At 72.0% G+C, this 21,435-nt stretch carries 18 protein-coding genes and 1 pseudogene; 10 read left to right on the top strand and 9 right to left on the bottom strand.

Translation table 11 applies throughout. From position 1 onward, the window contains the following. Positions 1–19: 19 nt before the first annotated feature. From ACFC0D_RS06795 to ACFC0D_RS06775, 5 genes are all read right to left on the bottom strand, one after another. Positions 20–1,729 carry a nitroreductase family protein gene (locus tag ACFC0D_RS06795; RefSeq protein ID WP_376431808.1) on the bottom strand — a complete coding sequence of 570 codons (1,710 nt, stop codon included), beginning with the start codon at positions 1,727–1,729 and terminating at the stop codon, positions 20–22. A 57-nt stretch (positions 1,730–1,786) separates the two neighbouring features. After that, the gene (locus ACFC0D_RS06790; RefSeq protein ID WP_376431806.1) at positions 1,787–3,748 is read right to left on the bottom strand and encodes a TOMM precursor leader peptide-binding protein; all 1,962 of its coding nucleotides are present in this window, start codon (positions 3,746–3,748) and stop codon (positions 1,787–1,789) included. Continuing rightward, entirely contained in the window at positions 3,738–6,014 is a 2,277-nt protein-coding gene (locus tag ACFC0D_RS06785) for a TOMM precursor leader peptide-binding protein (RefSeq protein WP_376431804.1), read from the bottom strand. The genes ACFC0D_RS06790 and ACFC0D_RS06785 overlap by 11 nt, the downstream gene beginning before the upstream one ends. Positions 6,015–6,128: 114 nt before the next feature. Then, positions 6,129–8,078 carry a BTAD domain-containing putative transcriptional regulator gene (locus ACFC0D_RS06780; protein WP_376431802.1) on the bottom strand — a complete coding sequence of 650 codons (1,950 nt, stop codon included), beginning with the start codon at positions 8,076–8,078 and terminating at the stop codon, positions 6,129–6,131. Between the two features lie 446 nt (positions 8,079–8,524). Beyond that, a complete protein-coding gene (locus ACFC0D_RS06775; RefSeq protein WP_376431800.1) occupies positions 8,525–8,695 on the bottom strand; it encodes a thiazolylpeptide-type bacteriocin in 171 nt (56 codons plus the stop codon). A 221-nt stretch (positions 8,696–8,916) separates the two neighbouring features. On the opposite strand from ACFC0D_RS06775, the gene ACFC0D_RS06770 reads away from it, so the two are divergent. Then, entirely contained in the window at positions 8,917–9,327 is a 411-nt protein-coding gene (locus ACFC0D_RS06770) for a DUF2255 family protein (RefSeq protein WP_376431798.1), read from the top strand. Positions 9,328–9,409: 82 nt separating this feature from the next. On the opposite strand, the gene ACFC0D_RS06765 is transcribed toward ACFC0D_RS06770, so the two are convergent. From ACFC0D_RS06765 to ACFC0D_RS06755, 3 genes are all read right to left on the bottom strand, one after another. After that, positions 9,410–10,048, bottom strand: a complete 639-nt coding sequence (locus ACFC0D_RS06765; RefSeq protein ID WP_376431796.1) for a hypothetical protein — start codon at positions 10,046–10,048, stop codon at positions 9,410–9,412. Positions 10,049–10,173: 125 nt separating this feature from the next. Beyond that, positions 10,174–11,076, bottom strand: a complete 903-nt coding sequence (locus ACFC0D_RS06760; protein WP_376431992.1) for a DUF4436 family protein — start codon at positions 11,074–11,076, stop codon at positions 10,174–10,176. 323 nt (positions 11,077–11,399) lie between these two features. Further along, on the bottom strand, positions 11,400–11,912 hold the full coding sequence (locus tag ACFC0D_RS06755) for a hypothetical protein (protein ID WP_376431794.1): 513 nt from the start codon (positions 11,910–11,912) through the stop codon (positions 11,400–11,402). 307 nt (positions 11,913–12,219) lie between these two features. On the opposite strand from ACFC0D_RS06755, the gene ACFC0D_RS06750 reads away from it, so the two are divergent. The 4 genes and pseudogenes from ACFC0D_RS06750 (at position 12,220) to ACFC0D_RS06735 (ending at position 15,276) form a co-directional block, all read left to right on the top strand. Further along, complete coding sequence (locus ACFC0D_RS06750) at positions 12,220–12,633, top strand: hypothetical protein (protein ID WP_376431792.1); 414 nt, start codon at positions 12,220–12,222, stop codon at positions 12,631–12,633. A gap of 53 nt (positions 12,634–12,686) precedes the next feature. Next, positions 12,687–12,947 (top strand): annotated as a pseudogene (locus tag ACFC0D_RS06745) (ATP-dependent DNA ligase); the annotation flags it as partial. A gap of 378 nt (positions 12,948–13,325) precedes the next feature. Continuing rightward, complete coding sequence (locus ACFC0D_RS06740; protein WP_376431790.1) at positions 13,326–14,129, top strand: VOC family protein; 804 nt, start codon at positions 13,326–13,328, stop codon at positions 14,127–14,129. A gap of 271 nt (positions 14,130–14,400) precedes the next feature. After that, the gene (locus ACFC0D_RS06735; protein WP_376431788.1) at positions 14,401–15,276 is read left to right on the top strand and encodes a helix-turn-helix domain-containing protein; all 876 of its coding nucleotides are present in this window, start codon (positions 14,401–14,403) and stop codon (positions 15,274–15,276) included. Between the two features lie 39 nt (positions 15,277–15,315). Here the strand turns inward: ACFC0D_RS06735 and ACFC0D_RS06730 are convergent, their stop codons facing one another. Then, entirely contained in the window at positions 15,316–15,876 is a 561-nt protein-coding gene (locus tag ACFC0D_RS06730; RefSeq protein ID WP_376431786.1) for a hypothetical protein, read from the bottom strand. Between the two features lie 788 nt (positions 15,877–16,664). Between ACFC0D_RS06730 and ACFC0D_RS06725 the strand changes: the two genes are divergently transcribed. From ACFC0D_RS06725 to ACFC0D_RS06705, 5 genes are all read left to right on the top strand, one after another. Beyond that, entirely contained in the window at positions 16,665–17,600 is a 936-nt protein-coding gene (locus tag ACFC0D_RS06725) for a hypothetical protein (protein ID WP_376431784.1), read from the top strand. Positions 17,601–17,753: 153 nt separating this feature from the next. Continuing rightward, positions 17,754–18,224: a peptidase inhibitor family I36 protein gene (locus ACFC0D_RS06720; RefSeq protein WP_376431782.1), complete on the top strand. Its 471-nt coding sequence runs from the start codon at positions 17,754–17,756 to the stop codon at positions 18,222–18,224. 332 nt (positions 18,225–18,556) lie between these two features. Continuing rightward, entirely contained in the window at positions 18,557–18,931 is a 375-nt protein-coding gene (locus tag ACFC0D_RS06715; RefSeq protein WP_376431780.1) for a hypothetical protein, read from the top strand. A 191-nt stretch (positions 18,932–19,122) separates the two neighbouring features. After that, entirely contained in the window at positions 19,123–19,497 is a 375-nt protein-coding gene (locus ACFC0D_RS06710; RefSeq protein ID WP_376431778.1) for an ArsR/SmtB family transcription factor, read from the top strand. Between the two features lie 495 nt (positions 19,498–19,992). Continuing rightward, entirely contained in the window at positions 19,993–21,369 is a 1,377-nt protein-coding gene (locus ACFC0D_RS06705; protein ID WP_376431776.1) for an MFS transporter, read from the top strand. The last annotated feature ends 66 nt before the right edge of the window (positions 21,370–21,435 follow it).

Raw genomic sequence — 21,435 nt, 5'->3', positions numbered from 1 at the left:
GGGGGATCCTCCGAGGCCGTCAGGCGATCTCGTGGTGGAAGTCGGCGGGCCCGGGCCGTTCGTGACCGAGGGCCATGATGAGCAGCGGGGCCTCGTCGCCGTCCGCGAGGCCGAGGCGCTCGACGAACGAGACGTTGTCGAAGCCGAGGGCCACACCCGCGCCCAGGCCCAGCGCGGAGGCCGCCAGGTAGAAGCTCTGTGCGACGGCTCCGGCCGTGCCGACGGCGAGCCGGTAGCCACGGTCGCCCACGGCGTCCAGCACGGCGGTGGTCCGCACGGTGGGCACCAGGACCGCGCCGGCCTGCTCCAGGTTGTAGTTGGCCAGGAAATAGTTCGCCTGGAGGAACGAGCCCTGCGGGCCCGCGGCGACCAGGCACAGATCGCCGCGGTCGGGGTCGTAGGCGTACGCGCCCTGCTCGACGCCCTCGACGTGGTTGACGAAGGCGTAGAGCCTGGCGAGCCGGAGCTCACCGGACGGATCGGTGTCCCCGGCGAGTCGGGTCTCGGCACAGGCCGCCAGGACCGACGACAGGTCCCCGGTGGAGACCCGGCGCCGGGCGTCGAACCTGCCGAAGCTGGAACGGCGGTCGCGCAGAACCCGTCGTACGCCGGTGCCGGGCAGGGCGGGCTCGGTCAGAGCCACGCGGACTCCGTCGCCGTCGTCCGGGAGGGCCGCCGCGGCGGCCAGCGCACCGGGGAGGGGACGGGAGGTGGCGCCGTCCAGGGTCGCCTCGTGCATGGCCCTCAGCGTGCTGAAGTCCAGCAGGGTACGGGAGCGTTCGACATCCCGATGTCGGACGGTGGGGCGGTGGCAGGGGCACGTGCGCGGAGCGTCCCGACAGGCTGCGGGTCCGAAGGCGCACGCGGCGTCCTGAGATGCTGCGCGCCCGGGGCGCGGCCCGTCCCAGTGCAGCGGCACGACCGCGAACACCGCCTCCTCCTCGCCGGGTACGCCGAGCAACTCGTTCAGCGCGGGTTCGTCGAACCAGAGCACGGGGGCGAGTCGCAGTCCCCGGGCCGCGGCCCAGATCCGCCAGGTCTGCACCAGGGTGCCGAGGTCGGTGGAGACCACGTGGAACGAGAAGCTGTTGTACTTGAAGGAGTTCTGCCAGTACTTGACGCCGAGGATCAGGTACTGGTCGGTGTCGAGGGCCTCGGCGGGCGCGTCCGCGCCCAGGGCGTCACGGACCCGGCCCGTGACATCGCCGGCCAACAGCCGCTGCAGGGCGTGCCGGTGGACGTCGTAGTAGTGGAGGCCGGGGGTGAGGGGGCCGGAGGGGCCGGACGCCCAGTGGACGCTCACCGGGTAGAGGCCGCCACCGCCCGCGGTGCCGCGCGACCAGTTCGCATGGGTGTAGAACGGCAGCCCGGCCAGGTCGGTGTTGGCCTGGATCCCGAGGCGGCGCCCGGTCAGCCCGTACGAGTCCTTGAGCATGGCCGACAGCAGCGGAAGGCTGAACCCGCGCGGGCCGTCGGCGGTGATGGCCTGATGCCTGGCGGCGCCGGGATGCCTGGCGGCGCCCGGATCCTTGCCCTCGCCCGGCAGCAGGCCCTGCGCGATCGGTACGTCGGGGAGGTCCTCGGTGCCCGGCAGGGCGAACGTCTCGGCGTTCGGGTAGTACTTGCCCCTGCGCGGGCCGTCGGCCCAGTTCACGACATGGTCGGTGGGTTCCATCGGCACGCGGCCGCGGTGCAGGATGGCGTGCGCGTACTCATGGGCGTACCCCATGGGTTCCCCCTTTCCTCGGTTCGTGGCGCGCTCGCGCCGGTACGGACGGGCGGCCGGTCACGGGAACGGGTGCGGGCCGGGGTTGAGGTCGGCCTCGGTCAGGTCGCCCGGCCGCAGGCCCGCCTCACGCAGCGCGGTGCGCATCCGGGGCATGTGCCGGGCACGCTGTCGTGTCCAGCCGAAGTCGAGCGGGAGCAACCCCGGCACCAGCACTTTCACGGTGTGCAGACCCAGCGCGCGCTGCTCGGGCACGGTCTGGTCGACGACGACCACGTCGAAGCCGGCGGAGGCCACCGCGTCCACGGCGGCGATCAGGTCGTCCCGCACGTCCGTACCGGAGCCGTCGGCGCGGGGCCATCGCAGATCGGCCACCCGTCCACGCGCGAGCGGTTCCGGGGGCGAGGACGGGCGGAGCAGGAAGTCGGCGTGCCGGCCCATCTCCGGCACCGCGTAGACCAGCGGATGGTCGTGGAGGCTGGTGATCTTCTCGAAGTCCTCGGCCATGGCGCGGTATCCGGCCTCGTCGCGCCGGAAGCGCTGGAGGAGCTGCACGGAGTCGGTGGCGATCTCGCACAGCGCCGCGGCGAGCGCCGCCTCCGGATCCAGGGACGCCCCGGCCCCGAAGCACATCCGGGCCGGGCCGCCGTCGAACCGCTCGGCGACCGCGGTGACCACGGGAACCGGGAAGGTGATCCGGGTGTCGAAGAACCTGGCCCGGTACCCGTACATGGCCATCCGGTCCACCATGACCCGGGTGCGCGGGTCGGCGCTGGTCGCCGGGTCGATCTCGGGGAGGGACTGCATCCCGTGCCAGGCGAGCAGGAAGGCGTCCCGCTCCAGGACCTCCATCAGGCCGCTGAGCACGGCTTCCTCCAGGCTGCCCCCGGAGGCGCAGCCGTTGGAGCTCTCCTGGACGAACCGGTGCTCGATCCCGGGCTTGTGGTAGAAGGCGAGGACCTCCGGAACGGGGCGCGGCAGCGCGTCCCGCAGCGACCATCCCCACACCCAGGGGACGGGACGGTCCGGGGCGAAGGGCGGCACCCATGGGTTGGCCCGGTGGAAGTCGTCCGTGTACAGACCGGTTTCGCGCGGGTCGACGGCGGTCGGCCCGAGGTCGTCCAAGGAGGCGGTCGTGGGAAGGGCCCGGCCCCGGGCTCGCATCCCGGCGAAGCGCTCCAGGCCCTCCAGCACACCGATCCGGGTGCTGGCGTGGTACGTGTCGGCGTGACCGCCCCAGAACGTCTCCCGCAGATAGTCCCCGGAGCGGCTGGAGAAGCAGCCCACGGTGGCCGAGGTGGTCGGCGAGGTGACGTCGCACACCACCGACGGCCCGACGGCGCCCCAGTGGGGGTTGGCGAAGGCGTCCACCTGGATGCCGTACGCGTCCACCGGCCGGACCCTGCTGACGCCCGGCCGGTATTTCGGCGCGGGACGCAGGACGAGGGCGGCGGACTCCGCGGTCATCGGCTGCGGTGTGCCGCACCGGGGGCAGTCCGGTTCGGGCACCAGAGGATGGTGACGGACGGTCAGTTGCTCCAGGTCCACCAGCCAAACGTCGGGGAACGGCTGCCGCTCGTCCCGCGGAGCGGCGGCGAGCCGGGCGATCAGGGCGGCGACGGCCTGCGAGGCGAACGGCACGCGGTACGGCCAGGGCCCCGCCTCTCGTGTGTCGCCGCGCAGTTCGATGCCCTCCCGCAGCCCCACCGAGCGCACGCCCTGCCAGCGGCGCCGCAGACAGTCGGCGCAGCCGGCCCGTCCCTTCGCCGGCCAGGGGCCGACGATCGCCTGCCGGCCGTACAGGTGCACGGGAAGCGTCGACCGGTCGGCGCCGTCCGTGCGGATCGGGGTGGCGAAGGCGTCCCGTACCCCGAGGGCGGAGACGGTGATGCCGGGGAGCCGGCGGCCCGGCTCCGACGGCAGCTCCGTCAGGGCGTGACGGAGCTCCTCGGCGAAGAGCCGGCAGGCCTCGCGCCGTGGCTCCTCCGTCTCGTCGGCGGCCTCGACGAGGTCAACGGTCATCGCCGGCCGCCTTGGTGAGCAGAACCCGTACGGTGTGGATCCCGGCGGCCGGCAGGTCGGCGGCGTGCGTGGGCACCACGAAGGCGTCCCGCCCGGTGGCGGCGAGCCGGTCCAGCACGTCCGTCCACGTCACCCTGGACGGGCCGGTGGCCGATCCGGTGGGGCCGCCCTGTGCCGTGACCGGAATCAGGAAGGCGTCGAGGTCGGCAAGGAGCGGGTCACCGGTGTCGGGCGCGCCCCACGTCTCCTCCGCGGCGAGTTGGACCACGCCGAGCAGGTCGCGCAGGGCGTCGGTGGCCGCGTCCGCCCGGTCCAGGGCGACGCCGGTGGCCCAGCGGCCCGGTTCTTCCCCCGATTCCGCGGTCCGGGTCCTGGCCAGCACGACGGACACCCCGGTGTGATCCTGCTCCCCGAGGTCGAGGAGTTCGACGTCGAGGCCCAGATGCCCGGCCGAACGCAGCAGGAAGGTCGCCTCGGGGACGTCGGCGAACGCAGCCGGGGGGATCACCACTGTGCGCCCGGCCCCTCGTACGGATCGCTGCAGCGCGTCGTGGGCGATCGCGGACAGCAGGCCGGCGGCCGCGGCCGCCGGCAGGCCGTCGCCGGCGCCCGCCCCGGCGCGGGACGGCTCGAACCGGCGGTCCTGGTTGTCCGGTCCGAAGGGCCGCACGGCGCCGGCCGGCACCCGTGTCTCCTCCTTGGTCAGCAGCGATGTGGCCAGGACCCAGGAGGCCACCGGATCACCCCCGGCACCGGTGGCGGTGGTCAGCGCGTCCGGGTTCACCGCTCGCGGGGCGTCCGGCCGTCCCGCTCGGGAGATCACGTCCGGTGCGAGCACGGCAGGTACGACCCGCTCGGCGTAGACCTCGGCGGCGGCGTTGAGGGCCCGCAGACGGGCGCCGGCGGTGTGCTGGACGTCGAAGGCGACCACGGTTCGCCGTCCGGGCGCTCCCAGTCCGACCTCCACGGCGCCGACCTTCAGCGGTGTCTGTGTGACCGGATCGTCCGTGTACCGGGTGAAGACGCCGACGGACGGGCGGACCGCGAGCGAGCGACGGTCGAGCTCGGCGAGCGGCCCCTCGGTCGCGCCGTCGTCCGGAGCGGCGGCGACGACCGGCTGGAAGGCGGGCCGCTCGGGGGCCTCGGTCAGGTCGACGGGATCGGGAGCACCGGACCGGGCCGGGCAGAACGGGCAGCGCGGATGGGGCAACAGCCGTTCCGCCAGGACGTCGAAGGAGGCCATGTCCTGAAGCAGCACCTGCCCTCGGGTCTCGGCCGGCAGCGCCTTGGTGACCAGCCGGAAGACCTCGTAGCCGAGCAGATTGCCGAGCATCGCCGCGAGCGGGCCGCGCGGCGCGGGTCCACTCGCACCATCCCCCAGGGCCAGGCCGCTCCAGAGGTCGGCCGCGACGGCCGCGTCCCCTGTCGCGCCCAGCCTCAGCGCCGCGCAGGCCAGACATCCCGCCGAGTCCGGTTCGCCGACCGGGCCGACGACCGCGCGGCCGCCGAAGGTCCAGGCGGGGAGCAGGAAGCGGCCGTCCGGAACTCCCTGGCCGAGCAGGGCGATCGCGGTCCGGAACGCGTCGCGACCACCCGCGGCCACCACCACGTCGTACCGGTCGTACGCGTTCCAGTCGCCCGCGGCCCCGGATCCGGCGTCGGGCAGTACCGCCACCTCTGCGGGGCTGCCCTGCGCGGTGAGCTCTTCCGCCTCGGCCCGGAGCGCGCCGAACTCCGAGGCGGTGGCGGGACCTTCGGCCAGTGCGGTCTCCACACCGACGGCGGCACAGCCGTTGCGTATCAGGGAGAGTGCGCACCAGCGGGCGACCGGGCCGTCACCGAGCACGGCGACGCGGGTGCCGCGGAACGCGGCGAACCTGCTCTCGGCATCGTCGGTGTAGTGATCGATGTACGCGATCTGCTGCGCGAAGCGCGCGGCCACCGCCGGTTCCACCGACGCGCCGACTCCCGGCTGCGCGGGGTCCGGTACGGGCCGGGCGAACCCGCGGGCGTACAGCGCCTTGACCAGGCCGCCCACCATCGCCTTCTGCGGATCCTTGAAGCCCGCGCAGATCTCGGCCACGGTCCGGCGCCCGTCCATGTGCGGGACGAGGAGGGTGACGTACTTGTAAGCGGACGGGGAGTTGAGCTGGAAGCCACCGTCGGCGTTGTGGAAGATCACGCCCTTGGGCGTCTCGGTGAACAGCACGTCGCGGCGCACCCTGGGCCGGGTGTCGGCGGTCTCCTCGTACGGCGTCGTGGGCATGCGGGGATCGCACCTCCGGGTCGGGGCCTGTCGGCCGCTCGTTCTGAAAAGGCGGGACATGCGGGTGTACGGGCGCGGCCGGCGAGGCGGCTCCGCGCGGAGCGGCGCGGACCGTCAGGTGGCTCCGGACGGGAGCGCGCGCCGGGCCGTGGCGACGACGGCCTGCGGCATGCCGCCGGGTCGGGCGGCCCTGTGGAGCGCGTGGGCACGGAACAACTCGTTCATACGGAGGGTCCCGGGCTCGTCCTCCTCGAGGAGCCCGTGGTCGAGGAGCCGCTCGAGCAGCTCCTCGGCGTCCGTCTCGGGGACGGAGAGGGCCGCGGCCACGGCCGGTGCGGTGATCTGCCCGCTCAGTCGTGCCAGCCGCAGGTGCGCGTCGGCCAGCGGGGCGGGCAGCCGGCGCAGCGCCCCGTCGAGTGCGAGCGGTACGGACATCCGAGGGTCGTCGGGCAACGCCAGCCGGGCGGGCAGGTCCCGGCGCAGCCATGCGGCGTAGTCCGCCAGGGGCATCTTGGGCCGGGTCAGCAGCCGCGCCCCGACGATCCGCAGGGCCAGCGGCACATGGCCGCACATGTCCGTGAGGGTTCGCGCGGCCGAGGTTTCGGCCGCCACCCGCTCCTGGCCCAGAACGGTGGTGAGCAGTGCCCAGGACTCCTGCGGCGACAGGGCGCCGAGCTGCAGCACCGCCGGGCCATGGGTGGCGACCAGGGCGGCGAGTCCCATCCGGCTGGTGACGACGACGGCGCCCGCGCCGGTCAGGTCGAGAAGTCCGCGCACCTGGTCCGGGTGCACGACGTCGTCGAGTATCACCAGGCTCGATCCGAGGGACGCACCGGAGGGGAGTGCGGAGCGCAGTTCGGCGGCCGCCTCGTCGGCGGGTCGTGGTGTGCCGTCGGGTCCGCTCAGTGACACCAGCACGCCGCCCGCGGGGTACCGGTCGGCCACGAGGTGCGCGGCGTGCAGGGCCAGCGCGGTCTTGCCGATGCCCGGGCCGCCGGAGACGACCGCGAGCAAGGGGGCGGCGTCGGTCCGCCCGTCGGGCCGGTGGCCTCCGCTCAGGTGGCTGACCAGGTCGGCGGTCTCGCGGGGGCGTCCGGTGAAGCCGGGGACGTGGGGTAACCGGGGCCCCGGCGCGTGGGCGGACCGGTGTGCGCCGCCGACCGGATGGGCCTCGGCCGGGGCCGGTCGGCCTGGCGCGTGGGGCTCGGCCGGAGCGGTGCGTCCGTGCTGCGCACCCGGGGTGCCGGACGCGGCGTCGCCCGTGGTCGCGGCGGGCGCCGGGGCCACGTGCGGCGTCACCAGCGGCGCGGCAGTCTCCAGGGAGGGGCCGAGGGGTTCGTCGCCCCGCAGGATGGCCAGTTCCAGTCTCTGCAGATCCGCGCCCGGGTCGACGCCGAGTTCGTCCCGGAGATGCGCCCGGATCCGCCGGTACTCGGCCAGCGCCTCGTTCTGTCGTCCCACCCGGTAGAGCGCCCGCATCAACTGGGCGGCGAGCCCTTCGTGCTGGGGATGGGCCCTGGTGGCCTCCCAGAGGTCCACCAGGACCTCGCGACATCGTCCCCGGTCCAGCTGGATCTCGCAGACGCGTTCCAGGACGCGCAGACGCTCCTCGACCAGCCGGGGAACCTCGTCGCGGTGCAGGAGCTCGGAGGGGACGTTGGTGAGCAGCGGTCCTCGCCACAGGCCGAGTGCCGTGCGCAGCAAGGGGAGTTCGGACTCGCCGGCCCCGTCCGCCTCGGAGGTCAGTCGGCGGAAGTGCAGCAGGTCCAGGGTGTCGCCGTCGGCGGGAAGAAGGTAGCCCCCGGCGACCGCGACCACCGCCTGAGCCTCGATGTCGTACTTCGCGAAGAGCCGGCGCAGCCGCAGGACGCAGCTCTGCAACGCCGCCTTCGCCGTCGCCGGCTGCTCCTCGCCCCAGACCGCCTGCCGCAGACGGGACGTCGGGACCACCTCGCCGGGGCGGACCAGTAACGCCGCGAGCAGCGACGTCGGCTTGGCCGGCGGAAGGACGACCACGTCACGCCCGTCGGTGATGCTGAGCGGACCGAGCAACTGGAAACGCACGAGTACCCCCGTTGACCGTCGAACACCTGCCGAACCGGCGGTCGAACCGGCACTTCAGGGAAGTACGTCCTGGCGCCACGGAGCATGTGTGAAGGCGGCTTCACCAAACATTCGGTCGTGTGGCAGTGGTGAGTTTCTACTGGCGTAGATCGCCGGTCAAGGGGGGGCTGCGAAGGAGCTCCGGGCGGGGCCGTCGGAGTCGCTGCAGCAGCGTCACTGGTGGCGGGCCTGTCGGCGTCGCACGACGAACGCCCCTTCCCTGAAAGCGAGTTCGCAGTGGCGCGGCGTTCCCCGAGCGTTGTCGCGGTCTTCACGCCGGCGGGGCCTGCCCGAGACGGGCAGCCGCACCGCCGGGGCCGGTCCGGCGGGCATGCGAAAGGCCCGCTCGGCGCTCGTCTCCCTTCGGGAGAGGGCACCGACCGGGCGCGATCGCACCGGCTCCGAGGTCAGGCGGAGCAGGAGGTGGTGCTGCAGGTGGAGCTGGAGGTCGAGGTGGAGCTGGTGCTCGTGCAACCGGCCAGCACGACCTCACTGGCGTCCGAGTAGTCGGAGATCTCGAAGGTCTCGGCCTCGAGCTTGAGGATCTCGTCCGCGAGGGTGCTCAGGTCGTTGTTCATGGTGCCTCCCGATGAGTGAGGGCGCGGATCGCCATGACCGGCGACCTCGTGGGTACCGGTACGGGACCATTCCAGCGACCCCCGCTCACCGTTCGGCACGTCTCCCGCTGACATGCCGCTGGCACGGCGCGCCAGCGGACGGGCCGGGGCGCGGTTCTGGGCGCGGCCCGGGGGACCCGCCGTTCTCCGGCGAGCGCCTTCACGCCCACGCGGGCAGAGTGATGATCACGGAACAGGACACCGACCCCTGGGAGACCGCCATGACGGAATGGACCGATGCCGAACTCGACCGCATCGGGGCGGTCGAGGAGATCAACCTCGAATCGGAGCGCGGCGACGGAACGCTGCGCGCGCCCGTCACCATGTGGATGGTGCGGGATGGCGACCGTGTCTACGTCCGGTCCGTCAAGGGCCGTGAAGGCCCGTGGTTCCGCGGCACCCAGACCCGTCACCAAGGGCGCGTCCGCGCGGGCGGCATCACCAAGGACGTCGCGTTCCAGGACGCCGACCCCGCCGAGTACGACCGCATCGACGCGGCCTACCGGGCGAAGTACGGCCGCTACACCGGCATCGTCGACACGGTTCTGACCTCGGAGTCTCGCGCCTCCACGCTGCAGCTCGTACCTCGCTGAGCCGTTCGGGCCCAGGGTTGGACGTCGTCGCCGGGCCGTGGATTGCACCGGTCGAGGGCGGGTACCCCGGGCCGCTGCCCGTTCAGCCGCAGGCGTGGACCTCCGTCCTTCCCTTGCAGCGGAAGTATGGGCCGCCCAAGGTGACTCGTGCCGGCATGTGCTTGCCTGCTCTGCCGTCCGTCACGGTCTGACAGGTGTACTCCTTCATCTCCCGCTCGATGGGGACGAGAACGGCCTTGGGAATGTTGTTGCAGCGCACGAGATCGGGCATGTAATAGCCGTAGACGGCGTTGGCGGCACCGTCCCGCGTGAGGATCGCCATGCGAGGTTCAGCGCCCCACTTCAGGTCGTTCGGAGCGTCCGCCTTCGTGTAGACGAGGATGTCCCACTCGATCTTCAGGCCCTCCCACGTGCTCACGCACACGGCCTGAGCACCGTCCTTCATCTTGAGGGACGCAGGACATCGGGCCGTCGTCGTCCCGTCCGTGCCGGCCATGTCGCGAACCTTGTGGCGCAAGCCGAAGGCGACGGTCTCGTGGAAGGCGGCACCATTCGGCGGCGACGGGTGCAGGCTTCCCGTCGGTTGCGGTACCGGCTGCACGATCTTCTGGGGCAGTTCCGGATAGGCAGGCTTCGGCGCGGAGTCGTCGTCCGCGCCGGTCCCGCAGCCTGTGAGCAGCAGGCCGAGGAGCCCGGCGGCCGCGATCATCTTCATGCGCATGACGGAAACAGTAGTGAGACTGACCGGCCCGCCCTGCGCCAGGTGCAAGGCGCCCCGGGCGCAGCACAGTCACCTGGATGTGCTGCGCACTCCGTCGTACTCCCTCTTGCCGACTCCAGTACCGATCAAGGAGACAGGCCCTGCGTGTCGTGGGCGTGGTCACGGCGGAGGGCGGTGCGGACGCTCGTGATGACCACGGCGATCAGGCAGAGGGCGATGATGGTCTCGGCCCACAGGAAGGCGAACCAGTCCAGCACGCAGCCGATCGGAGGTGTGCCTGGGGCGGTGTTGCGGAATGCGGAGAGGGCGAACAGGGTGGCGGCCATCCAGGCGAGGGCCGGCCAGACCAGGCCCTGGCTGCGGGTCGTGAGGTACCAGGCCCCGATGAGTACGGACGCCGCCAGCGCCCACATCACGACCATCATGAAGACCGCGAAGACGAGCAGGCTGCCCGATCGGGACAGCACCAGCCCCAGGACGGCCTCTTGCGGGTTGCTCGTGGGCGTCGCGGAGATCGAGAAGAGGGTGTCGTTGTTGGAGAACAGCAACCGCACCGGCACCTCCTTGCCACCCAGCTGCGCCCAGAACTCGATGTCGGTCTCGAAGGTGTCGAACGGGTAGTCGCTGATCGATCCACCCGTCATCGCGACCTGCACGTCCCGAGTCGTCAGGCGCTCGTGCGCCTTGAACGCCAGGTCGCTGAGGGTCGCCGCGGAGGTCTGGAGGCTGAGATCGGCCACCGGGGCGATCCCGTCCTCCTCGCCGAGGGTCCCGCGCGGGGTGACCCGGATCCGCAGTACCAACTCTCTGGCCGCGGCGTCGACGTGTTGGACGGTGGCCTCCACGTCCACCCGGTCCGCGGCTTCCGATCCGGCTGTGTGGACCGTGTCCATCACCTGCCGTTCGGTGAACTGCAGCCACGACCCCACGGACACCGCCACCACGATCAGGACCGCGATGGGAATCAGCACCGGCAGGATCGACGCCCCGTAGCGGCGTGGGCGAGGTGAGTCCGAGGGTGGGGTCATGGTGACTCCGACGAGCTTGGGAAAGGGGACGGACTCGTCCGGCCGACGCCGGGAGCGGACTTCGCGCCGGGCGGCGCGGCCCGCCGAGGCCTGGCCTGCCACAGCGGGCAGCCTTCATGTCCGAGACGCGGGACGGTGGCCGCAGTGCGATCCTCGCCGACCGGGTCGACGTTCCGCCGCATTCGAGCAGGCGTGTCGGGGCGTACCGGGCAGCCCGGCGATTCGCTTCCCCACCCACCCCGTCTTGGACGTGCCGGCAGGTGGGTCTCCGGCCCGGCCTGGCGTGAGGTGGAACGCGAGCGGCCGGCGGAGCAAGAGAGTGGTCAACAAGCCTTGCGTGCGAGGACCTCGAATGCCTCTCTCGTCATGGTGCCTCGAAGGGTCAGAACCTCTCCGTCCGGCACCCCTGCGAGTTGCTTGGCGTCGAACGTCACTGAGGCGCTGTAGGCATAGGAGTCGTCGGGATCGGCGAACGCGAGCTCATACGAGTAGCCCGGTTGCAGGGTCTGTGGACCACGGGTCTCGGCCGCCCATGATGAGGGCGGGGCGAACAGCGGGAAGTCCGCAGCCTTGTGCCGCCCGCGGGTGTCCCAGCCGATCCAGGGCTCCTCCGTCCGGGACGCTTCCGGCGCGGTGCTCTGCCCCTCGTCCGACGTGGCCTGCTTCGTAGCGCGGACAGCGGTGCCACGCAGCGCCGGACCGCGGACCCGGCCGTCGTCGTCGCACGATCTCAGCAGCGCGTGTGCGGTGCCCTGCTGGTCCACGTACACCGCCGCCAGTGGACGTTGCTCCGGTGAGCATCCTGCGACAGACAGCATGATCGCGCCGCTCAGCACCGAAGCAAGGCACGCTCGCACCGTCGTGCTCGTCCCGACCCTCACCACTCCGTCCCCCCATGAGCATCAGCCTGGCGCGCAGTCTCGCACGCAACGATCCACATGGACAGAGATCATTTACTGATCCGGCATCCGGCACATGGGCGCCGCCAGGATCCGGAAGACGGGCCCTGGCCGCTTGCTCCCCCACCCCGCTCACCGCCCCGGGGGGAGGCGGGCAGGGCTGACGGCGTACCGCAGGCGCGCGGGCGCCGGGGTTAGCCGCGCGGTTGACGGGCAGGCGCACATCGCCACGAAAGGAATCGTCATGCTTCTGATCGGACTTCTTCTGCTCGCCGCCGCCGGAGCCTTCACCGGCCTCGTCGTCGCCGAGAACAGCTCCGGTGGCCCCGACTACACCCTGACGATGCTCGGCACCACGCCGGCCACCGTGAACACCCTCGGCGCCTTCCTCGCCGGTATCGGCATGGCCCTGGTCTTCTTCATCGCCCTCGCGTTGATCTTCGGCGGCCTGGCCCGGCGCCGGCGGAGCGCGGCGACTCCGCGCCACGCGGCTTCCCACGGACCGGCGGAGCCACCGCACGAAGTCCGCGCCGAGCCCGTGGCCCATGATGCTCGACCCGGGATGCGGGAGCGGGCGACCGGCCCCAAGGGCGACGTATCGGAGCCGACCGGTGCGGGAACGCGACACGGCCGGCTACGGCACCGCTCGCAGCCGTGAGTGCGGCCGCGTGCGCGTGAGGAGCCTTTCGACGCCGGCCGAAGCAGCAGGCCCGCAAGGGCCGTCTCTACCTCGACGTCCAGCGCAACGCCTACGGCCAGACCACCGTCGCCCCCTACGCGGTCCGAGCCCTGCCCGGCGCGCCGGTGGCCACCCCCATGAGCTGGGCCGAACTGGACGATCCGCGGCTCACCTCCCGGCGGTGGACGCTGTCCACCGTCGCGGAGCGGCTCGACGGGGACGATCCCTGGCAGGAGCCTCTGCGTCGCGGCCGCTCCCTGGCCGCGGCGCGCCGAAGGCTCGCGAAGCTCTGACGACGCCCGAAGTCAGGGCAGGCCGGGGCCGTTGCGGGGGCAGGAGCCCATCGCCCGTCGTTCACCGGCCGTCTCGTACGACACGTCGCCGAGGGCAGGCAGGATCTCCGCCCAGCCGAGGAACGGGAGTTGACGCGCGCCCCGATCCGGACGGGGGCGCGCCGGCGGGTTCGGGCGAGGCCGGTGAATCCCGCCTCGGCGCAGGCGCGGGCCGAGTCCACGACCGTGTCGGAGGTCGTCACCGCGCGGGACGGCGCGTGCCACGTCCTCGCCACGGCCGTCCGGAGGACGTCCTCGGGGGTGCCGGGAGCGGTCGAGCGGCGCGGGGCGGTGGCCCGTGCCAGGCTGAGGACATCTTGGCCACGAAAGGACATTTCCATGATCACCACCGACTTCGTCCCCGGCTCCCCCTGCTGGGTCGACCTCGGCGCCCCCGACGTCCCGGCCGCCGCGGCCTTCTACGGCGCCGTACTGGGATGGGACTACGAGTCCATGGAGGAGGGGGAGGACATGGAGGGTGGGATGTTCCGGAAGGACGGCAAGATCGTCGCCGGGCTCGGCAAGCTCACCGAGAAGGGCGCCCGCTCGGCCTGGATGATCTACTACGACGTCGCCGACGCGGATGCCACGACCCAGGCCGTCGAGCGTGCCGGCGGCACGGTGCGGGTCGCGCCGAGGGACCTCGACGAGTGGGGCCGGATGGCGCAGTACAGCGACCCGCTGGGAGGCCAGTTCGCCGTCTGGCAGCCCGGAGAGAATACGGGAGCCGAGCTCATGGACGAGCCGGGCTCACTGTCCTGGACCGAGCTGTACACGAGCGACGCCGCGGCTGCCAAGGAGTTCTACGGAGGGGTCTTCGGCTGGCAGTTCGGCGACATGGAACTGCCGGGCGGCGGAGGGACGTACAGCCTGATCACGCCCGCCGGACTGCCCGAGGAGCGCATGCACGGTGGCCTCATGGAGATGCCCGAGGAGAATCTCGCTCTGACGAACGGGCGGCCGTACTGGCACCCGGTCTTCAACGTCACGGACTGCGACGCCGCGGTCGCCAAGGTCACCGAGAACGGCGGCACCATCCAGATGGGGCCGGATGACGCGGAGGGCGTCGGCCGGCTGGCCGTCTGCGTCGACCCGGCGGGCGCCGACTTCGTCGTGCTGACGCCTTCACCGAGCGAGGCCTAGCAACGGATGTCTCGGTAGGCCGCTTCACCAGGAACCCTGCGGGCGCACCCCGGGGCTTCGTGCGGTTGACGCGTACCGGCCGTGGGGAGCGACGGGCCCCTCCACAGCTCCGCGTCAACCGGCGACCTCGGCTTCCCTCGGGAGAGTGTGCCCGGTTGCCGTCAAGATCCGCCGCGCCCTAGGCTTCTGACCTGCTGTGACACCATGTGCCCCTCCTGCGGGGCCGGTCGACCGCATCATCATGTGCGGCCCGGAACAGAAGGACGCCGCTGTGGCTGCCGACCGGCCTGACGACGAGGATCCGGCCCGCGCGTTGGGCCGGGCGCTGCGCGCGCTGCAGCGGCGCTCCGGATGCACGCTGCGTTCCCTCGAAACGAGTGTCCGCATCAGCGACTCGTCGCTGTCCCGGTACTTCCGCGGCACCACCGTTCCCCCGTGGGCGACGGTCCGCGACCTGTGCAAGGCCCTCGGCGGCGACCCGGCGGACTTCCGGCTCCTGTGGGAGGCCGCCGACCGGAGCCAGCGCAGACCGGTACAGGGCAACGGACCGGGGCAGGCGGAGGCCCCGGAAGCCCCGGAGGCCGGTGACACTCCGTCGGGCAACGCCCCTTCCGAGACCCCGCGGCGCCGTCTCTCCGTCCGGGGCGGGCGCACGGTCTGGGCCCTGGCCGGCACCGTACTCGGCCTGGTACTGGGAGCCGCGAGCACCGCACTCGTGCAGTCGTGGTCCCCTTCGTCAGGCGACGAGGACGCACCGGCGTCCGCGCACGGCCCGACCGCCGCGTCGGACGTCCACCGGATCTTCGTGAGCCGCGCGACAGGTGCCTGCCTCGACGACAGCCTCGACATGGGCACCCGGTCCTACGCGTGCAACGGGATGTCGTACCAGCGCTGGACCGTCCGCACGACGGCGGACGGCAGCGTGCAACTCAGGAACCACGCGACGGGAGAGTGCCTGGACCACCACCCCGGCGGCCTGCGGACCGTGGCCTGCGGACCGTCCGCGACCCAGCGGTGGAACGTCACCGCGGGGGACGACGAAGCGGTCGAGATCAGGAGCACCACGACCCGGCGCTGTCTGGACGACAGCGCGGGCGGCGTACAGGTGTTGTCGTGCGACCGGACCACACGTCAGAAGTGGGCCTGACGCCGGACCCCTTCGGCGTCGCGTGGCGTCGTGGCGGGGTTACGCCACCTCCACCGCGTCCAGCTCCGTATGGTGTTCCCCCTTCGAGAGGCGGACGGTGTTCCATCCCGCGCGCAGATCCACCGGCACCTCGCGGCTCTTCCACTCGTCCCACCCCGTGTACGGGTAGTCGACGGCACCCGCGGCCGCACCGTTCACGGCCAGCGTGTGCGTCGCGGCCGCCGGTGCGCCCGAGGCGTCCAGCGAGCCGTTGCCGTACCGGACGGTCAGGGTGTGGGGCCCCGAAGAGGCGGCGAAGACCCGGAACTCGACGAAGCTGTCTGGATGGTCGATGTACCCGACGGCCCGGCCGCCCGAGGCCTTCCTCGCATCGCGGACGGTCGCCCGGTGCACCCGGGCGAGCTCCGCCTCGTGGAGCACCTTGCTGCCGCGGACGACCGGACGACCGTCCGCGAATCCCAGATCGGCGACGTACAGCACGCGTCGTGAGCGGTCGGCGCCGTAGCCGTGGAAGAGGATCCGGTCCTTGCCACCGGGGCCTGTCACGACGTCCTGACCGCCCGGTCCGCCGATCGCCCCCGCGAAGGACTCCGTGGTCATGAGCGGCGCGTCCCCCTTCACGTACGGCCCGGTGAGGAGGGGTCGCGGAGGCGGGTGCGATCGGGGACGCGGGGGTCGCGGCGCCGGCGGGAATTGCGGCGAGGCCGGCGGCCGCGCCGAGCACCAGGGCCGCGACGAAGCCCCGGCGGGGAGCGACGAACTCCCAGCACGGAGCGGCGAACCCCCGGGGGCGAGCGTCGAACGCCCGGCGAGGGGCTGCCCGTACCCGTGCGATCAGGTCCTGAGCTCGACGGTGAAGTCCGCTCCCTCGTCCGTTCCGGTGGTACACGCGTCCACTCCCTCGGCTCTGGTCGCACCGCCCCGGCGGACGACGTCATCGGCGACGCACCCCACCTCCTGGGCACGTGGGGCACACCACGAGAACGACACGGCCGCCGCCGCGTTGCGCGTGGGGCAAGACGAGACGAAGCACCGGCGGGAGTGACCGTCCCGATTCCCTGTCCCGGGCTCGCGAGCGTCCCGGGACGACAGCGTCCCCGCAGGTCAGCGGGGTGGGAATCCCGACTTCGCCGAAGCAGGCGGGACACGGTTGCGGACCGCCTCTCGACCGGCACAGACTGCGGTTGTCCGGTTGCGGCGCCGCTCGACGGCAGCGCCTCTCCCGGATGTCCTACCCACGGTGCGCCCCGCGCCGTGCGGCGGAACCACGTGGACGCGACACCTCTTCGTCCCTACGCCGACAGCCGGCCGGCGCCCCTCCCCGCGACACCTCGCCCCAGGGTCCGGTCTCGTCGCACCCGTTCCTCGACCACCACAGGAGATCCCTCATGCCCCGGAACAGCCATGCCCACCGCTCGCTCGTCGCCACCACCGTGGCGGTCACCGGTGCCGCGGTCGCCCTCGTCGCGACGGTGCTGACCGGCCTCGGCGAACCGGCCGTCGGCGAACGGGCGTCTCCGGTCCCGCCCGTTCGCCAAGGGGCGGTCACCGAGGACGACCGACTCCTCCACGACGCCGAACAACGGCTGTTGCGCGACTGCATGCGCCGACACGGGTTCACCTACCGGGTCTTCCCGCTGGACGAGGACCCAGGAACCAAGGCCTTCGCGTACGTCCTCGATGACGCGGCCTGGGCCCGACGGCACGGCTACGGGTCAGAGCTGCGCGGCAAGCGGGCGGCCCTGGCCAAGACGGACCCGAACCGCGCCTACTTCGCCGCACTGCCGGCGGACCGCAAGGCCAAGGCCCTGGTCGCCGCCAACGGGCCCTCCCCCGAAGGTCTGATCGTGCGCCTCCCGGGTGGCGGAACCGTGCAGCGCAGCGACCGCGGCTGTGTCGCGGAGTCCCAGCAGCGGCTGTACGGAGACGTCGGTGCCTGGTTCCGTGCCTCGACCCGTGTGGAGGCCCTGGAGCAGATCCGTCGGAGCCGCGTCATGGCCGACGCCGGCTACCTGGAACGGCTGGGTGAATGGCGGGTCTGCATGAGGCGCGCCGGGCACGCCTTCGCGACTCCGGCCGCCGCCCGAGCCGCCGCGGTCTCGGCCGTCCACTCCCTCGGAAAGGACCGCGAGGTCGGCCTCGCCCTGACGGAGGTGCGCTGCGCCGAGGAATCGGCGCTGGCCCGCACGGCCCGGCGTCTCGACGACCACCACGGCGGGCTTCTGGCCCGCGATTACCGCGCGGACGTGGAGGCGCGGGACCGGCTGAGGGCCGCCGCGCTGCCACGTGCCCGCCGGCTTCTGAACGGCGGCCCCCAGGGCTGACCGGCCGGCACACGCGCCGTCCGTCCCCCAGCCTCCACGACCACCGGGCTCACGCCCGGCCCCTCGACTCCGCCGCGAGCCCCATGGCACCCGGCGGCCCAGCGGCCGCGCCGCACACAGCGGTACGGCCACCACCCGAGAAGGAGACACACCATGCGAACCACGCGCGCCCTCGTAACGGCACTCACCGTCGGAGCCCTCACCCTGCTGACCGCCCCGGGGGCCGACGCCCGCGGCGCCGAACCCGCGGCGGCCGCACCCCTGTCCGTCACGGCGCCGGCCGTCGTCGCCCCGGCGGCCGTTCCCGCCCCGGACGGATTCCTCTACGCCTGGGAGCACCCCCACGCGGGCGGATTCCACTGCAAGTGGAACGCGAACAACGGCAACTGGGCGGGCTGCCGCAACAAGGTCTCGGACGTCTGGAACAACGGATTCCCGGGCCGCGCCGAGGACGTCCGGCTCTTCTACGGCCTGAACTGGAGCGGCTCGTGGGTCTGCCTCCACCAGGGCCACTCCCTTCCCGACCTCGGCCTCTCCGGCCTGAGGTTCTTCAGCCCGGGTGCGGGCAAGGGCCAGCTCGTCAATGACAACGTCTCGTCGCACGACTGGGTCGACGCCTGCTGAAGTCACCCTCCCTCGGAGCCGGTCCGGCGGTCACCCCGCCGGTCCGGCTCCTCGCGTTCCGCGATCGGGGAGAGGCGAAACGGCTGCCGATGAGGGGTGACGCCGCTCAGCAGGGCGGCTCGTTCGGCCTGGGGAGCGTCGTGGTGCTGTCATCTCAGGCGGTGCGTCGACGGGTACTTCGCGGGGCGCATGTTAGGGCACGGGGTTTGATTTCTGCCATTTTCCCGGTGTTCCCGTAACTCCTGGCAGCGTGTGGGTAGCGTCTGCGGTCGTCACTCGGCCGGCCTCACAATTCCGGCCGACGTCGTTCAGAACAGAGGGAGTGGGTACGGATGCTGACTGTGGAGACGTCTCTGAAGGAGGCGATGACCTCGATCGAGGGGAGCGTGGCGGTCGCGCTGGTCGACTACACGAGCGGCATGGCGCTGGGAACGCTGGGCGGGGGCAAGGATCTCGATCTGACGGTGGCCGCGGCGGGGAACACCGATGTGATCCGGGCGAAGGTCCGCACGATGGAGATGCTGGGCCTCAAGGACGACATCGAGGATGTGCTGATCACCCTCGGCAGTCAGTACCACCTCATGCGGCTGATCAAGGGCCGCGGGGGCAACGGCCTGTTCCTGTACCTCGTTCTGGACAAGGGCCGGGCGAACCTGGCCATGGCCAGGCACCAGCTCAGGCGTATCGAGGCGGAGCTGGAGGTGTAGCCGTCTCCCTGTTTCCCGGCTCTGTGTGCCCATGAGTTGAAAGAGTCTTCAACTCGGCATATCTGAATGTGATCAGGCCAGGGCAGGCCGGGCCGGGAAACGGGAGGATGGCTGGAGCTGGGTACCTTGGAGCCGGCAGGTCCAGCTGCCGGCCCTGGAATGGTCGAACCGCGGGTTGGGAGTGTTGTCGCATGCAGGTGCCGCTCTATCAGGCCAAGGCGGAGTTCTTCCGCATGCTCGGGCACCCCGTCCGGATCCGTGTGCTGGAGCTGCTCCAGCACGGTCCCGTACCCGTACGCGAGCTCCTGAACGAGATCGAGATCGAACCGTCGAACCTCTCCCAGCAACTTGCGGTACTGAGACGGTCCGGCATCGTGATCTCCATTCGTGACGGTTCCACCGTCAGCTACGCCCTCGCCGGCGGCGACGTGGCGGAACTCCTGCGCGCCGCACGGCGCATCCTCACTGAACTCCTGGCCGGACAGAATGAACTCCTTGCCGAGCTTCGGCACACCGACAGCGCGGCGCAGGCGGAGTCCTCGGCTCTCCCCTCTCCGGGGAGATGACGGCCCCGGACTCCGTGGACCAGGGCCACGAGCGCTGCGGCAGCCAGGGGTGTCCCGTGAGGATGATGCGGCGTCGGGTGAGCGCGCGGCGATGACCGAATCGACGGCCGTCGGCTCGCCGCTCTCGCCCGGGTCGGCCGCCAGATCCCGCAGCTGAAGCAGGGGACCTGGGTGCGTACGGCGGTGATGGGGACTCCACCACCGTCCACGAACGCGGCATGTGCCGCACGCCGAGATGGGCCGTTCGCCTGTGGCCTCGGATGCCACAACGGCCAAGCACAGCCCGCCGGGTGGACCGGCCGGGATGGAGGGTCCGCCGGCGTCCCGGGCGCTGGGGAGCGGGCGATCGCGGCGGCCCCGCCGGCTACCCCATGGTGGTGACGCGCACCCCGACGCCCTGAACTATGGTGTCCCACCACATACGCCAGTGACCTGCGTGTTTCTACGGTGTGGCAACACCAAAACGTCCCCGCACATCCCCTGGAAGTGGTGCACATGGCCTCCCCCGCGTCGGCTCCACCCGCCGAGTCGAATCTCAAGCGCATCGTCGCCGCGAGTCTCATCGGCACCACCATCGAGTGGTACGACTTCTTCCTCTACGGTTCGGCCGCCGCACTGGTCTTCAACAAGCTCTTCTTCCCCGAGTCCGACCCGCTCGTCGGAACGCTGCTCTCCTTCCTGACCTACGCGGTCGGGTTCGCCGCCCGGCCGCTGGGCGCGCTCGTCTTCGGGCACTACGGTGACCGGCTCGGGCGCAAGAAGCTGTTGGTTCTGAGCCTGCTGTTGATGGGTGGCGCGACCTTCGCGATCGGTCTGCTGCCGACCCACGCCGCCGTCGGGTCCATCGCTCCCGTGCTGTTGACCGTGCTGCGTCTGGTGCAGGGCTTCGCGCTCGGCGGGGAGTGGGGCGGGGCGGTGCTGCTCGTCTCCGAGCACGGGGACGCCAAGCGGCGCGGGTTCTGGGCCTCCTGGCCGCAGACCGGGGCGCCGGCCGGGCAGCTGCTCGCGACCGGTGTGCTGTCCGCGCTCACGGCGCTCCTCTCCGACTCGGCGTTCCTCTCATGGGGCTGGCGCATACCGTTCCTGCTCTCCGGTGTACTGGTGATCGTGGGTCTGTGGATCCGGCTCTCGGTCGACGAGTCGCCCGTGTTCAAGGCCGCGCTGGCCGCCTCCGAGGAGCGCAAGGCGGCTGCCGCCGGCCAGGTCGAGAAGATGCCGCTGGTCGCGGTGCTCAAGCACCACTGGCGCGATGTGCTGATCGCCATGGGCGCCCGCATGGCGGAGAACATCTCCTACTACGTGATCACCGCGTTCATCCTCGTCTACGCGACGACTCAGGTGGGCCTCTCCAAGCAGACCGCGCTGAACACCGTCCTCATCGCCTCCGCCGTCCACTTCGCCGTCATCCCGGCCTGGGGCGCGCTGTCGGACCGGATCGGCCGCAGGCCGGTCTATCTGATCGGCGCGGTCGGCGTCGGTGCCTGGATGTTCCCGTTCTTCATGCTGATCGACTCGGGCACCTTCGGCGCCCTGCTGCTCGCCGTGACCGTGGGTCTGGTCCTGCACGGGGCGATGTACGCGCCGCAGGCCGCCTTCTTCTCGGAGATGTTCGCGACCCGGATGCGCTACTCGGGCGCCTCCATCGGAGCGCAGTTCTCCTCGGTGGCCGCCGGTGCCCCCGCCCCGCTCATCGCGACCGCACTGCTCGCCGACTACGACTCCTCGACGCCGATCGCCCTGTACGTGATCGCCGCCGCGCTCCTGACCGTCGTCGCCATCGCATGCGCCCGGGAGACCCGTAACCGCGACCTGTCCGAGGTGGCCGAGGACGCCCCGCGGGCCGCGGCCGCCCAGGTCCGGGCCGACGCCTGACCGCACTGTTCGACGGGGAGCGAGCGGCCCCCTCGGCCGAGAAGGCCGAGGGGGGCGCGTCGTGGC

Origin of the sequence: Streptomyces sp. NPDC056222, from assembly GCF_042264065.1 — a bacterium.
GTDB lineage: Bacteria > Actinomycetota > Actinomycetes > Streptomycetales > Streptomycetaceae > Streptomyces.
The sequence above is the reverse complement of the archived record's forward strand: the minus strand, read 5'-3'. Positions and strand labels throughout refer to the sequence as shown.